Here is a 13,977-nt window from a genome sequence, read left to right on the forward strand (position 1 = left end):
CGGTGCTGAGCTCGGTCAGGCGGTCGTACGCCCCGCGGCGCGGGCGTCGGCGGCGTCCGAACGGGCTGCCGCGGCGTCCGACTCGTCGTCGTCGAGCAGCTGCAGGGCAGCGTCGAACTCGTCGGTGACCTCCTGGTCGTGCCGGTGCACGACCAGGCTCACCACCACGGCGACGAGGAGGTTGAGCACGAAGCCGGGGACGATCTCGTAGAGGTCGAGGATGCCGCCCTCGAGGTTGCCCCACACCGCAACGGTGACCGCACCGACGACCATGCCGGCCAGCGCACCCGAGGCGGTGAGCCGGCGCCAGTACAGGGCCAGGAGGATCGTCGGGCCGAACGCGGCGCCGAAGCCGGCCCACGCGAAGGCCACCAGGCCGAGGATGGTGTCGTTCTGGGTCCAGGCCATGGCCGCGGCCACGAGCGAGACCAGCAGGACGCCGAGGCGACCCAGGATGACGAACTGCCGGTCCGAGCCGTCCTTGCGCACCGCGGTGCGGTAGAGGTCCTCGACCAGCGCGGAGGAGCTGACGAGCAGCTGCGAGGAGATGGTGCTCATGATCGCGGCGAGGACCGCGGCGAGGAGGAACCCGGCGACCAGCGGGTGGAACAGGACCTGGCCCATGGTGATGAACACGGTCTCGGGGTCGCCGAGGTCGGCGCCCGGGTTCTGCTGGAAGTAGGCCACGCCGACCAGGGCGGTGGCGAGGGCCCCGAGGACGGACAGGATCATCCAGCCCAGCCCGATGCGGCGGCCGGCCTTGGCCTCGGCGGAGCTCCGGATCGCCATGAAGCGCACGATGATGTGGGGCTGACCGAAGTAGCCCAGGCCCCAGGCGAGCGCCGAGACGACGCCGAGGACGGTGGCGCCGCTGGTCAGGCTCAGCAGACCGGGGTCGACGTCGCGGATGGACGCGGCGGCGCCGGTGGGCCCGCCGACGACGGTCAGGCCGACGAGCGGCACCGCGAGCAGGGCGAGGAACATCATGACGCCCTGGACGAAGTCGGTGTAGCTGACGGCGAGGAACCCGCCGAAGAGCGTGTACGCCACCGTGACGGCGGCGACGAGGAGCATGCCGGTGCGGTAGTCCCAGCCGAACGAGCTCTCGAAGAACACCCCGCCCGCGACCATGCCGGAGGAGACGTAGAACGTGAAGAACGCCAGGATGATGACGCCGGAGGCGATGCGCAGGGCGCGGGACGTGTCCTTGAGGCGGCTCTCGAGGAAGCTCGGGATCGTGATCGAGTTGCTCGAGACCTGCGTGTACGTCCGCAGCCGGGGCGCGACGAACTTCCAGTTCAGCCACGCGCCGACGGTGAGCCCGACGGCGATCCATGCCTCGACGAGGCCGGCGGCGTAGATGGCGCCGGGCAGACCCATGAGGAGCCAGCCGGACATGTCCGACGCTCCGGCGCTCAGAGCGGCCACGCCGGGGCCGAGACCTCGTCCGGCGAGCATGTAGTCACCGAGGTCGGTGGTCTTGCGGAAGGACCACCAGCCGATGAACAACATCGCTGCCAGGTAGATGATCATGGCCAGGGCTTGGTACGCCTGATCGCTCACGCCGCTCCTTAGGTTGGGGTTCGGGGCGCGGCGACGTTACCGCGGCTCAGCGGCGCGATCCAGCGGTTTGCCCCTGCTACGAGGGGCTTTGTGAGGGGTCTCTCAGTGCTCGCGGAGGTGGTTGCAGCAGGTCAGGAGAGGACCACGGCGCACCGGTCGAGGGTGGGTCCGACACGTTCTCCGTGGGTGTTGACGTGCGTCACCGGGCAGCTTCGACGTGCCGTCACCGGGCAGCTTCGACGTGCCGTCACCGGGCAGCTTCGACGTGCCGTCACCGGGCCGGTTCGACGTGCTGTCCCGACGTCCCTCACCGGTGGTGGTGCGCCCCGGCGGCGAGATCGCGCAGGGCCTCGACCTCGGCGGCCGCGTCCTCGGCGCGGTAGACGGCGCTGCCGGCCACGAAGACGTTCGCTCCGGCGTCGGCGGCCCGCTCGATCGTCTCACGGGAGATCCCGCCGTCGACCTGCACCCACACGTCGAGACCGGCCTCGGTCACGGCCCTGCGGGTCCGGGCGATCTTCGGCAGCGTCGCATCGATGAAGCTCTGCCCGCCGAAGCCCGGCTCGACGGTCATCACGAGGATCATGTCGAACTCGGGCAGGAGGTCCAGGTACGGCTCGACGGCGGTCGCCGGGCGCAGCGCGAGGCCGGCCCGCGCACCCAGGGCGCGCAGGTCCCGGGCGAGCTTGACGGGCGCCGCCGCGGCCTCCGCGTGGAAGGTCACCGACGCGCACCCTGCCTCGGCGTAGGCGGGGGCCCACCGGTCGGGGTCGTCGATCATGAGGTGCGCGTCGACCGGGACGGGGCTGACCTCGAGGATCTTCTCCACCACCGGCAGCCCGAGGCTGAGGTTGGGCACGAAGTGGTTGTCCATGACGTCGACGTGGGCGAAGTCGGCGCCCGCGATCTTCGCGAGCTCCCCGCGGAGGTCGGAGAAGTCCGAGTTGAGGATGCTGGGCGAGATGACGATGCTCACGGTGCCCGAGCCTATCGGCGGCGCAGCAGCGCGAGAAACATCGCGTCGGTGCCGTGCAGGTCGGGCCAGAGCTGGGCGTAGGGGCCGGTCAGGCCCGGCAGCGGCTCCCGGGTGACGTCGTGGAGGACGGCGACGGCGTCGAGGACCTCGACGTCGTCGCGGCGGCGCAGGACGTCCTCGACGACCGCACGGGTCTCGGCCAGGTGGGGCGAGCACGTCACGTACGCGACCACTCCCCCCGGCCGGACCGAGTCGAGCGCCGACGTGAGCAGGTCACGCTGGAGCGGCGAGAGGGCGGTGAGGTCCCCGGGCGTGCGCCGCCAGCGCGACTCCGGCCGGCGGCGCAGCGCACCGAGGCCCGTGCAGGGGGCGTCGACCATGACGCGGTCGTAGCTCGCCGGGGACAGCTCCCCGAGCTCGCGGCCGTCGCCGACCCGCACCTCGACCGTGCCGGGCGGGACCGCCGCGACCGACCCGCGCACCAGGCCGGCGCGGTGCGGCGCGACCTCGTTCGCCAGGAGGCGGGCGCCACGCTGGTGGGCCAGGGCACCGAGGAGAGCCGCCTTGCCGCCGGGCCCGGCGCACAGGTCGAGCCACCGCCGGTCGGGGGCGGCGCCCTCACGGTCCGGACCCAGCGGGGCCGCGGCCAGCGCCAGGGCGACGAGCTGGGAGCCCTCGTCCTGGACGCCCGCGGCGGCCCGGCGGACCGAGGGCAGCAGGGCCGGGTCGCCGCCGCCCGGCACGAGAGCCACGGGCGACCAGCGGCCCGGCCGGACCCCGGACTCCCCCGCACGGGCAGCCTCGCCCGCCAGCGCGTCGGTCGTCACCAGGCCCGGGCGGGCGACGAGGGCCACCCGCGGGGCGGTGTTGTCCGCGGCGAGCAGACCCGGCAGGTCGGCCGCGGTGCGCCCGTGGGCGACCAGGGCCTGCCGCAGGGCGCGGGTGATCCACTCCGGGTGGGACTCGGTGCGCGACAGGACGGCGAGGTCGTCACCGGGGCGCGCGGGCTCGGTGGTGCCGTGCTCCCCAGCCCCGTCCGTGCGGTCGGCGCGGTCGGAGCGGTCGGGCTGGCCGACGGGCGCGGCGAGGACGCCGAGCCACTCCTCGAGACCGCGCCGGGACACCGCTCGCAGCACGGCGTTGACCAGCCCGGCCGGGGCGGGACCCACGGTCGCGCGGGTGAGCGTGACGGTCTCGGAGACGGCGGCGTGGACGGGTACGCGCATGCCGAGGATCTGGTGGGCGCCCAGGCGCAGGAGGTCGAGGACAGGGGCGTCGAGCGCGGCGAGCGGACGGCCGTTCGTGCAGTGCTCGAGCACGGCGTCGTAGCGGCCGCGCAGCCGCAGGGTGCCGTAGGCGAGCTCCGTGGCGAAGGCGGCGTCGCGGCCGGTGAGGCCCCGCTCGCGCAGGAGCACCGGCAGGACGAGGTTCGCGTAGGCGTCGGACTCCCGGACCTCGCGCAGGACCTCGTACGCCACCGCCCGTGCGGGGTCGGGCCTGCCCGGCCGCCGTGGACCCGGCGCGTCGCTCCGGCGGGCCGCTCCGTCACGGGCGTCACGGCGTCTCCCGGCCTGGCGGCCCGGCGGACGGCCGCGCCCGGCGTCCCCGGCCGACCGACCCGCTCCGCCGTCGCGCCCCGTCCGGTCGGGGCTCACGAGGACTGCCCGAGGATCGTCCCGGGCGCCGGGCGCGCGCCGCGCGCCCACGCCTCCGCCGCCATCCAGCCCTTGCCCGCGGGGGCGACGTCGCCCAGCGCCACCGCGACCGAGCCCGTGCCGACGAGCACCTCGTGCTTGCTCGTTCGCATCTCTCCCGGGCGCAGGTCGTCGACGTCGGGCCGGGGCCGGACCGGGCCGAGCTTGAGCCGCGACCCGTCCGGGAGAGTCGTCCACGCGCCCGGCGCGGGCGTGCACCCGCGCACGAGACGGTCCACGGCGAGGGCGGGATCGACCCAGCGGACCCGGGCGTCGGCCGCCTCGAGCTTGGCGGCGTGGCTCAGACCGTCCGTGCCCTGCGGCTGGGGCCGGGCGGAGCCGTCGGCGATGGCGTCGAGGGTGGCGACCAGCAGACCGGCGCCGGAGACGGCGAGGCGGGCGAGGAGGTCCCCGGCGGTGTCGCGGGGGCGGACGTCCTCGGTGAGCGTGCCGTAGACCGGGCCGGTGTCCAGGCCCTGCTCGATCCGGAAGGTGCTCGCGCCGGTGACCTCGTCGCCGGCGATGAGGGCTCGCTGCACGGGCGCGGCACCGCGCCAGGCGGGCAGCAGGGAGAAGTGCAGGTTCACCCAGCCGTGGGCCGGGACGTCGAGGAGGTGCGCCGGGATGATGTTGCCGTAGGCGACCACCGGTGCGGCGTCGACGCCGAGGTCCGCCAGCTGCTCGGCGACCCCGTCCTCACGCAGGGTGCGCGGGGTGAGCACCGGGATGCCCTCCTCGCGGGCGAGCGCCGCGACGGGGCTGGCCGCCATCCCCCGCCCGCGGCCGCGCGGGGCATCGGGACGGGTGAGGACGGCGACGACGTCGTGGGCCGAGCCGATGAGGGCACGCAGGGAGGGAAGGGCCACCTCGGGGGTGCCGGCGAACAGCAGGCGCATGGTCGGCAAGTCTAGGTGCCGGTCACCACAGGTCCGGGGGGTCCACCTGGACCCGGACCGAGCCCTCCTCCTTCCGGGCGCTGCGCACGGCCGAGGCCTGGGCGAGCCGCCGGCCCAGACCCGCCCCGTGCCGGCGCCCCACCCGCACGACCGCCCGGACGCCGTCGTCGGCCGGGACCGGTCCCAGGATCTCCAGCCCGGGCAGCCCCTCCCCGGTGCGGAGGTGGTCGAGGAACGAGCGCACCGCCGCCGCCGGGCCCTCGACGATCGCGAGCCGGACGGCCGGGGGGAAGGACAGCTCGGTCCGCTCGGCGAGCTCGCGTGCGGCGAAGCCGGCGGGGTCCCAGCGCACGAGCGCCTGCGCCGGGACCGGCGCGGGCCGACCCAGGAGCATGACGCGTCCGCCGTCCGCCGCGGCGCGGACGAGCGCGGCTGCCCCGGTCCACCGCCGCAGCGCCTCGGCCGAGGCCCAGAGCTCCGGTCGGGAGGTCAGGACCGCACCGTCGAGCAGGAGGGCGCCGGTGTAGCCGCCGCGGGCCACCGGCTCCGCGCCCGGGGTCGCGACCACGAGCCGGGGACGGTCGTCCACGGTCTCGACCACCCCGTGGGCCGCGGAGGTGCCCGAGACGACGACCGGCACCGAGGGGAAGGCCCGTCCGAGCTCCTCGGCTGTCCGGCCCGAGCCGACCCGTACCGCGCGCAGCGCCGTGTGCGCGCAGGTGCCGCACGACCAGTCGACCGCGGGCCGGCCGCACCACGAGCAGGCGGGCACGGCGCCGGCGCGGTCGAGCCGGAGCGGTCCGTGGCAGGCGCGGCACCGCGCCGGCTCGTGGCACCGGGCGCACGCGACGACCGGCAGGTACCCCGAGCGTGGCACCTGGACGAGGACGGGCCCGGTCTCGAGCGCGGTGCGGGCGAGCTGCCACGCGGCGTGCGGGATGCGGGCCGCGGCGGCGGGGCCCTCCCGGGCCAGGTCGACGTCGGTGGGAGCCTCGACCCGCGGTGCGGCACGGCGCACGACCGCGCGGGGCGGCTGGACCGGGTGCGCCCAGCCGGTCTCGACGAGGAGCTGGGCCTCCACCGTGCGCGTGTGCCCGCCCAGCAGGAGCGCGGCGCCCTCCTGCTCGGCACGCAGGACCAGGACCTGCCGGGCGTGCGGGTAGGGCGCGCGAGGCTCGGCGAGGCGGTCGTCGCCGTCGTCGAAGCAGGCGACGAGACCGAGGCGCCGCACCGGGGCGAACGCTGCGGCGCGGGTGCCCACGACCACCCGCGCCTCGCCGCGCAGCACCCGGAGGAAGCTGCGGTAGCGCCGGGCCGGGCCGTCCTCGGCGACGAGGCGCACGACCGGCTCCGCGGCGAGCTCGGCGGTGAGCGCGGCGGTGACCGCCTCCACCTGGCGCGAGGTGGGCACGACGACGAGGACGCCTCGGCCTGAGCCGAGCGTGGCGCGCGCGGCGAGGGCGAGCGCGCTCTCCCAGCCGGCGGGCGGGGTCGCTGCTGCGGGGGCGGCCGTCCACACCGCGCGGGGGCTGGCGCCGTCGGCGAGGTGCCGCAGGAACGCCGGGCCGCCGGTGAGGTCGGTCCACGGGCCGGGTTCCGGCGCGTCGACCACGGCGTCGGCCGGCGGCACCGCCTTCTCGAGGACCGAGCGCTCGGTCGTCGCGTGCCGGGGCGGCACGGCCAGGCGGACGACGTCGACGAGGGTGCCGGCGTACCGGTCCGCGACGGCGCGGCACAGGCGCAGGACCGCGGGCGTGAGCACCGGCACCGGCGAGACGGCGCGGCGCAGCGGGCTCAGGACCGAGCCGTGGTCGGTGTCGGAGCGTCGCTCGAGGACGTAGCCGGGTCGGTCCTGGCCGGCGAAGCGCACGTGCACGCGCGTCCCCGGCAGCGCGTCCTGCGCCATGGCCGGCGGGACCAGGTAGTCGAAGGGGTGGTCGAGGTGGGCGAGCGGGACGTCGACGACGACGCGGGCGACCGGGTCGGTGACGTCGCCGCCGTCGACCCGCACCGGTGCGGCCGCGGGCAGGTCGAGGAGTGCCTCCTGCCGTCCCGCCGTCGTCATGGGTGCCATCTCATCACGGCCCGGGGACAGGGACGCTCACAGCACACGGACGCCGCCTGGTCGCGGCACCCGGACCTGCCGTGACGTTCCGGGCCGGGCTCGGCCGGACCCTCAGGCCACGAACTCCTGCAGCGCCTCGGCGCGGTCGGTCCGCTCCCAGGTGAACTCGGGGAGCTCGCGGCCGAAGTGGCCGTAGGCGGAGGTGTGGCGGTAGATGGGCCGCAGCAGGTCCAGGTCGCGGACGATCGCGGCCGGGCGCAGGTCGAAGACCTCGTGCACGGCGTCGACGATCTTGTGCACCGGAACGCTCTCGGTGCCGAACGTCTCGACGAACAGGCCGACCGGGTGGGCCTTGCCGATCGCGTACGCCACCTGCACCTCGCACCGGCGCGCGAGCCCGGCGGCGACGACGTTCTTGGCCACCCACCGCATCGCGTACGAGCCGGACCGGTCGACCTTCGAGGGGTCCTTCCCCGAGAACGCCCCGCCGCCGTGGCGGGCCATGCCGCCGTAGGTGTCGACGATGATCTTGCGCCCGGTCAGGCCGGCGTCGCCCATGGGTCCGCCGACGACGAACTTGCCGGTCGGGTTGACCAGCAGGTCGTGCCGGGCGATGTCGAGGTCGAGGTCGAGCTGGGCGAGCACCGGGGTGACGACCTCCTCGGCGACGGCCGAGCGCAGCCACCGCTGGGTGACGTCCTCGTCGTGCTGGGTCGAGACGACGAGGGTCTGCAGGTCGACGGCGCGGTCGCCCTCGTAGCCGATGGTCACCTGGGTCTTGCCGTCGGGGCGCAGGCCCGGGAGGATCCCCTCGCGCCGCACGGCGGCCAGGCGCTCGGCGAGGCGGTGCGCGAGGTGGATGGGCAGCGGCATGAGCTGGGCGGTGTCGTCGCAGGCGTAGCCGAACATCAGGCCCTGGTCGCCCGCGCCCTGCAGGTCGAGCGGGTCGTGGTCGCTCGCGTCGTCCCGGATCTCCAGCGACTTGCTCACGCCCGCGGAGATGTCCGGGGACTGCTGGCCGATCGAGACCGAGACGCCGCAGGAGTCGCCGTCGAAGCCGACCGCGGAGGAGGTGTAGCCGATGCGGTTGACCTCGTCGCGCACGATCTGGGGGATCTCGACGTACGCCTCGGTGGTCACCTCCCCCACCACGTGCACCAGACCCGTGGTCACGACGGTCTCGACGGCCACCCGGGCGTCGGGGTCCTGCTCGAGGAGGGCGTCGAGGATGGAGTCGGAGATGCGGTCGCAGACCTTGTCGGGGTGTCCCTCGGTCACCGACTCGGAGGTGAACTGGCGCAGGCGGGGGGCTGAGGTCACCGGACGATCGTAGTCGCCGCCGTGAGACGGGCCGCGACGGCGTCCAGCAGGGCGTCGGCGACGTCGTCCTTGGTGCCCTCGGCGCGGGTGACGACCTGGCCGCCGGCGTCCAGGACCGTCACGGCGTTCGGGACGTCGCCGAACCCGGACGCGGTGCCGACCGCGTTGACGGCCATGAGGTCCGCCCCCTTGCGGCGGGCCTTGGCCCGGCCGTGCTCGAGGACGTCCGCGTCGTCGTCGCCGGTCTCGGCGGCGAAGCCCACGACGACCTGGCCCGGGCGAAGCCTCTCGGCGGCGAGCTCGGCGAGGATGTCCGGGTTCTCCACGAGGGTGATCGGGGCGGGCGCGCTGCCGTGGGTCTTCTTGATCTTGTGGGTCGCGCTCGTGGTCGGGCGGAAGTCCGCGACGGCCGCGGCCATGACGACGACGTCGGCCGACCGGGCGGCGTCGCGCACCGCCTCGCGCAGCTCGGCGGTGGTCTCGACGGGCACGACGGTCAGGGCGCCGAGCGGGGCGGTGAGGGCGGCGTCGACATTGGCGGCGACGAGGGTGACCCTGGCGCCGCGGCGTGCCGCGGCGGCGGCCAGGGCGATCCCCTGTCGTCCGGAGGAGCGGTTCCCGAGGAAACGCACCGGGTCCAGGGGTTCGCGGGTGCCGCCGGCGGAGACCACGACCTCGAGGCCGGCGAGGTCCGCCGTCGGGCTCGGCCGGCCCACGAGGGCCAGGGCGGCGGCCGCGATCGCCTCGGGCTCGGGCAGGCGTCCGGCCCCGGTGTCGGTTCCGGTGAGGCGGCCGACCTCGGGGTCGAGGACGTGCGTGCCGCGTGCTCGCAGGGTGGCCACGTTGGCCTGCGTGGCGGGGTGGAGCCACATCTCGGTGTGCATCGCGGGAGCGAGCAGCACCGGGCAGGTGACGGTGAGCAGGGTCGCGGTGAGCAGGTCGTCCGCCATGCCGGTGGCGGCGCGTGCCAGCAGGTCCGCCGTTGCCGGGGCCACGACGACGAGGTCGGCGCTGCGGCCCAGGGCCACGTGGTCGACGTGCTCGGCGTCGTCGAAGACGGAGGTGCGCACCGGCTCGCCCGAGAGGGCCTCCCACGTGGGGCGGCCCACCATCTGCAGCGCCGCCTCGGTGGGGACGACCCGGACGCGGTGGCCCGCCTCGCGGAAGCGGCGAAGGAGGTAGGCGGCCTTGTAGGCGGCGATCCCGCCGGTCACCCCGAGGACGATGCGCAGCGCGCCGCCACCCGGGGTGCCGGGGGCGGCGCGCACGTCGTCGGTCATGACCGGTCGGTCACTCCTCGATGGGGGTGAGGGTGAGCATGCCCTCGTTGATCTCGCGCATCGCGATGGAGAGCGGCTTGTCCTCCTGCGCGGCGGGCACGAGCGGGCCGACGAACTCCAGGAGGCCCTCCTGCAGCTGGGCGTTGTAGGTGTTGATCTGACGGGCGCGCTTGGCCGCGTAGATCACCAGGGCGTACTTGGAGTCGACCTTCTCGAGCAGCTCGTCGATGGGCGGGTCGGTGATGCCCTCGGGGGCGGCGACGGTTCCGTACATGCGTGACCTTCTCTTCCAGCCGGGGGTGCGCTGCCGCTGGGCGCGCGCACGCATACAGCCGCCCAGTCTACCTGGCGGCCAGGCCCATCAGTGCCAGCACCTCGTCCGTGGCGCGCGTCACGTCGTCGTTGACGACGACGTGGTCGAACTCGGCGACGGCGGCGAGCTCCTCCCGGGCGGTGGCCAGACGGCGCGCCCGCTCCTCCTCGCTCTCGGTGCCGCGTCCGACGAGCCTGCGCACGAGCTCGTCGAAGTCCGGCGGCGCCAGGAACACGAACCGGGCCTCCGGCATCGCCGCGCGGACCTGCCGCGCGCCCTGGAGGTCGACCTCGACGAACACGGGCCGGCCGGCCGACAGCTGTTCCTCGACCGGCAGGCGGGGGGTGCCGTACCGGTTGCGGCCGTGCACGACCGCCCACTCGAGCATCTGCCCGGAGGTCACCAGCTCGTCGAAGCGCTTGGGGCTGATGAAGTGGTAGTGGACGCCGTCGACCTCGCCCGGACGTGGCGGTCGCGTCGTGGCCGAGACGGAGATCCACAGGTCGGGGTGGCGACGGCGCATCTCGGCCATCACCGTTCCCTTGCCCACCGCGGTGGGACCGGACAGGACGGTCAGGCGCGCGGCGTCCGGCCGGGTCACGGGCAGGCTTGTCGGGAGGGCGTCGGTCATGGCGGACATCCTGCCATCGGCGGCTGACAGGGTCTCGCGGCCAGGGGCTGTCACGGTTCGCCTGGCCCGCCCGGACCCGCCCGACCGCCCTGACCCGCCCGGACCCGCCCGGCGGCCCGGACCCGCCCTGACCCGCCCTGACCCGCCCGGACTCGCCCGGCCGCCCTGACCTGCCCGGACTCGCCCTGACCTGCCCGGCTGCCCTGACCTGCCCGGCCCGCCGGTCCGCGCGTCGCGGCGCAACCCGGTGTTGACCGACTGGGATGGTCAGATGCAGATCGTGCAGCCCGTCGCGGTGGAACGTCGACCGGCGCGGGCGCCGCAGCGGCCCGCGCGCGCGAGCTCAGCCGAAGCGGTCGACGAGCGCGGCGCTCTGGTGCGGACCAAGGCCTCGGACACGCCGCGCCTCGGAGATGCCGATCTCGGCCATGAGGTTCCGGGCGGTGGCCTTCCCCACGCCGGGCATGGATTCGAGGAGCGAGACGACCTTGAGCTTGCCGAGCGCGTCGTCCGTCTGGGCGGCCTCGAGGACCTCGGAGAGCTTGACCTGGGAGTACTTCAGCTTGTTCTTGACCTCGGCGCGTGTGGCTCGGGCGGCAGCCGCCTTCCGCAGGGCGTCGGCTCGCTGTTCCGGGGTCAGCGGGGGCAGTGCCACGGCGGTCACCTCGTCGGGTCGCAGGGACATAGCACGGACGTCATCAGCGACGTTGTGCTGAACGTAGCGACTCCCCCGGGGTCCGGCAACGGCTGAGGTTTGCGGTCCTGGGCATCTGAATTCCTGGGTCCTCCGTGGTGTGCCGCTACGACGGTCAGGTGGTGATCACGGCTGCTGTGCTCCACCGGTGCATCTCTCCTCATGGTTGCGTGCCTCGGGTTGTCCACACCCGTTGCGCCGATGTCGGTGGGCCGGTCTAGCGTCTCGTACAGACGTTCCACTCGGTCGGTCGGCCGGTGAGAGGGGGTGGTCCTGGTGGCGGAGGCCGTGGTGCCGGCGCAGGGATCGCCCGTGTCGTCGGCCGGGGCGGGTTCACCCGCGGTGTCGGCGGGAGGGTCGGCGGGGTCGGCAGGCTCCGGGTCGTCTGCGGGCTCCGGAACGCCGATGCTGTCGCTGGGACCGTCTGAGAGCTGTTCGCCGTCGGGCCTGGTCGCGGAGGTGCGGTCGGCGGTCGCGGGTCTGCGCGCCGGGGCTGCGGGGTCGGGCGCGGCGGGGTGGTCTGATGATGAGCGGGTGGCGGTGATCGAGGGGCTGGACGCGGCGCTGCGGGAGCTGACGCTCTACCGGGGTGAGGTTCTCCTCGCGCACTGGCAGGGCGGGTCGTGGTCGACCGGGCGGGACCGGGACTTCCCGGACTGGCGGGCCCGGGTCACCGGCGCCGGGCGGGGGGCGGCGCTGGGTGAGCTGCAGGTCGCGGAGGGGCTGGAACTGATGCCCGAGGTCGCCGCGGCGGTGGCCGGCGGTGAGCTGACGCTGGAGCACGCGAGGGTGTTGGCGCGGGTGCGGGCGGGCGGGTCGCGCGAGGTCAAGGAGTCGTTGACCGGTGCGGTGGTGGCGGATCTGGTCGAGCGGGGCAAGTCGTTGTCGGCGCCGGAGCTGGCCCGGGAGGCGCGCAAGGTCGCGGCGCGGATCGATGCGCAGGCGGCGCAGGAGAGCTACACGGCGGTGTGGCGGCGCCGCAAGGTCACCACCGCGAGGGTCGCGGGTGGGGGTCGGCGCGGTGAGTGGTTCCTCGACGATGTCGGGGCGGTGATTGTCGAGACGGCGCTCGACGCGGTGGTCGGGACCCCGGCGAAGGACGACACGCGCTCGCGTGAGCAGCGGTGGGCTGACGCGCTGGTGATGATGGCCGGGCGGGTCCTGCAGGTGGGGAACGACCTGACCGGGGCGCAGGTCCGCCCGCACCTGGCGCTGCTCGTCCAGGACCGCACGTGGGCGGCGCTGCGCCTCTGGCGCCGGCAGCACGCGAGCGCCGACCCCGCCGCCGGCGCTGACGGAAGCCGCGAATGTGACGGCGCTGACGGAAGCCGCGGAGACGACGGCACGGGCGCCTCGGACACGCCGGCCGGGGCTGTGTTCGGGCTCACCGGCGGGGCGCGGCCTGAGGTCGGCTGCACATTCGTCTCCGGCCGACCCGGCCCGCGCGCCAGCGGCCCGGGCGCTGCCGGCCCGGGCGCTGCCGGCCCGGGCGCCGCTGTGGCCGGCTTGCCGGACGTCGATCCTGGCGAGCTCGAGGACGGCACGGTGATCCCGTTGGGTGAGCTGGAGCGGTTGATGTGTGACTGCGAGGTCACCCGGATGGTCGTGGACGCGACGGGAGTGCCGTTGGACGTGGGACAGACCCAGCGCACCTACGCCAAGGAGCTGCGTCGGGCGGTGACGACGCGGGATCGGCACTGTCAGTGGCCGGGGTGTGCGATCCGGGCGTCCTGGTGCGAGGTGCATCACCTGTGGTGGTACTCCCGGGGTGGGCCGACCTCGGTCGAGCTGGGGCTGACGGTGTGCAGCTTCCACCATCACCGCATCCACGACGAGCACGTCAGCGTGACGATCCTGGCTGACGGGTACGACTTCCAGCACCGTGACGGGCGTCCCATCGGCACGACCCGACGCCCCGCGAGGACCGCTGGGCGACGGCGGGACGGCGGCGACGGCCTCACCCCGCCGCGCTGCACCGCGGACGGGCTGAAGCGGCCCTCCTCGCGTCCTGGCCGCCGACCCTGACCAACGCCCCGCCCCCAGCGGCGCAGCGGCATTCCCTCGACTTGTCCGGAACGGACCCGGACGCCGGCGCCGGTGAGGGTGGTTGTGGCTCGCCGCCCGGAGCGACCGGCCCCCCAGGTCAGGGGCACCCCGTTGACGGAAACACCCGCGGGTCCCCGCCGGGGACGGCGGCATGGTCCCGCCCGGACACGCCCGGGTCACCCAGCGTCGCACCGGACGCTCCGGGCCGAACCACGGCCGCACCGAACCCAGCGGCGGGAGCCGGGACGGTGCCGGACACGCCGGACCGAACGCGGGCCCTGCCTACGGGCCCGCCCCAGACCGGGCGACCGGGCAGCGGACCTCCGGGCAGGCCCGACGGACCGCCGAGACCCGGAACGACCACGCCCGCAGACCATCCGGCCGGGCGAGAGCCGCGCGAGCGGAGTGGGCGAACCTCGGCGCGGGCCCACCACGCTCAGCCAGACCTGTGGGACACCGGGCCCTGGGACGGCAACACCATGCTCGACCCCCGCTACAC

Annotated in this window: 11 protein-coding genes; 1 reads left to right on the top strand and 10 read right to left on the bottom strand. The window is 75.1% G+C overall.

All coding sequences use genetic code 11. The features are described from left to right. Nucleotides 1-15: 15 nt before the first annotated feature. The 10 genes from putP to mihF all read right to left on the bottom strand — a co-directional run bounded on the left by putP (nt 16) and on the right by mihF (nt 11,393). On the bottom strand, nt 16-1,563 hold the full coding sequence (gene putP / locus AAEM63_RS08685) for a sodium/proline symporter PutP (RefSeq protein ID WP_341361139.1): 1,548 nt from the start codon (nt 1,561-1,563) through the stop codon (nt 16-18). Nucleotides 1,564-1,870: 307 nt separating this feature from the next. Further along, complete coding sequence (gene rpe, locus AAEM63_RS08690) at nt 1,871-2,539, bottom strand: ribulose-phosphate 3-epimerase (RefSeq protein ID WP_341361140.1); 669 nt, start codon at nt 2,537-2,539, stop codon at nt 1,871-1,873. 11 nt (nt 2,540-2,550) lie between these two features. Next, nucleotides 2,551-4,194 carry a transcription antitermination factor NusB gene (locus tag AAEM63_RS08695; protein ID WP_341361141.1) on the bottom strand — a complete coding sequence of 548 codons (1,644 nt, stop codon included), beginning with the start codon at nt 4,192-4,194 and terminating at the stop codon, nt 2,551-2,553. Further along, nucleotides 4,191-5,129 (bottom strand): methionyl-tRNA formyltransferase, encoded by a 939-nt coding sequence (gene fmt, locus AAEM63_RS08700; protein WP_341361142.1) that lies wholly within the window; start codon nt 5,127-5,129, stop codon nt 4,191-4,193. Before fmt ends, AAEM63_RS08695 begins: the two co-directional genes overlap by 4 nt. A 22-nt stretch (nt 5,130-5,151) precedes the next feature. Then, the gene (locus AAEM63_RS08705; protein ID WP_341361143.1) at nt 5,152-7,194 is read right to left on the bottom strand and encodes a primosomal protein N'; all 2,043 of its coding nucleotides are present in this window, start codon (nt 7,192-7,194) and stop codon (nt 5,152-5,154) included. 111 nt (nt 7,195-7,305) lie between these two features. Then, nucleotides 7,306-8,514, bottom strand: coding sequence for a methionine adenosyltransferase (metK, locus tag AAEM63_RS08710; RefSeq protein ID WP_341361144.1), 1,209 nt, complete (start codon nt 8,512-8,514; stop codon nt 7,306-7,308). After that, nucleotides 8,511-9,746 (bottom strand): bifunctional phosphopantothenoylcysteine decarboxylase/phosphopantothenate--cysteine ligase CoaBC, encoded by a 1,236-nt coding sequence (gene coaBC / locus AAEM63_RS08715; protein ID WP_341361342.1) that lies wholly within the window; start codon nt 9,744-9,746, stop codon nt 8,511-8,513. The genes metK and coaBC overlap by 4 nt, the downstream gene beginning before the upstream one ends. Nucleotides 9,747-9,804: 58 nt before the next feature. Continuing rightward, nucleotides 9,805-10,068 carry a DNA-directed RNA polymerase subunit omega gene (gene rpoZ / locus AAEM63_RS08720; protein WP_123918681.1) on the bottom strand — a complete coding sequence of 88 codons (264 nt, stop codon included), beginning with the start codon at nt 10,066-10,068 and terminating at the stop codon, nt 9,805-9,807. 67 nt (nt 10,069-10,135) lie between these two features. Next, nucleotides 10,136-10,738 (bottom strand): guanylate kinase, encoded by a 603-nt coding sequence (gene gmk, locus AAEM63_RS08725; RefSeq protein ID WP_341361145.1) that lies wholly within the window; start codon nt 10,736-10,738, stop codon nt 10,136-10,138. 343 nt (nt 10,739-11,081) lie between these two features. Continuing rightward, complete coding sequence (gene mihF / locus AAEM63_RS08730; RefSeq protein ID WP_341361146.1) at nt 11,082-11,393, bottom strand: integration host factor, actinobacterial type; 312 nt, start codon at nt 11,391-11,393, stop codon at nt 11,082-11,084. 573 nt (nt 11,394-11,966) lie between these two features. On the opposite strand from mihF, the gene AAEM63_RS08735 reads away from it, so the two are divergent. After that, on the top strand, nt 11,967-13,457 hold the full coding sequence (locus tag AAEM63_RS08735; protein WP_341361147.1) for a DUF222 domain-containing protein: 1,491 nt from the start codon (nt 11,967-11,969) through the stop codon (nt 13,455-13,457). The last annotated feature ends 520 nt before the right edge of the window (nt 13,458-13,977 follow it).

Source organism: Georgenia sp. M64, from assembly GCF_038049925.1.
Taxonomy (GTDB): domain Bacteria; phylum Actinomycetota; class Actinomycetes; order Actinomycetales; family Actinomycetaceae; genus Georgenia.

Excerpts from the sequence above, each read along its gene's own strand:
- fmt (WP_341361142.1), bottom strand. The coding sequence starts at position 5,129 with ATGCGCCTGCTGTTCGCCGGCACCCCCGAGGTGGCCCTTCCCTCCCTG.
- AAEM63_RS08705 (WP_341361143.1), bottom strand. The coding sequence starts at position 7,194 with ATGACGACGGCGGGACGGCAGGAGGCACTCCTCGACCTGCCCGCGGCC.
- rpoZ (WP_123918681.1), bottom strand. The coding sequence starts at position 10,068 with ATGTACGGAACCGTCGCCGCCCCCGAGGGCATCACCGACCCGCCCATC.
- gmk (WP_341361145.1), bottom strand. The coding sequence starts at position 10,738 with ATGACCGACGCCCTCCCGACAAGCCTGCCCGTGACCCGGCCGGACGCC.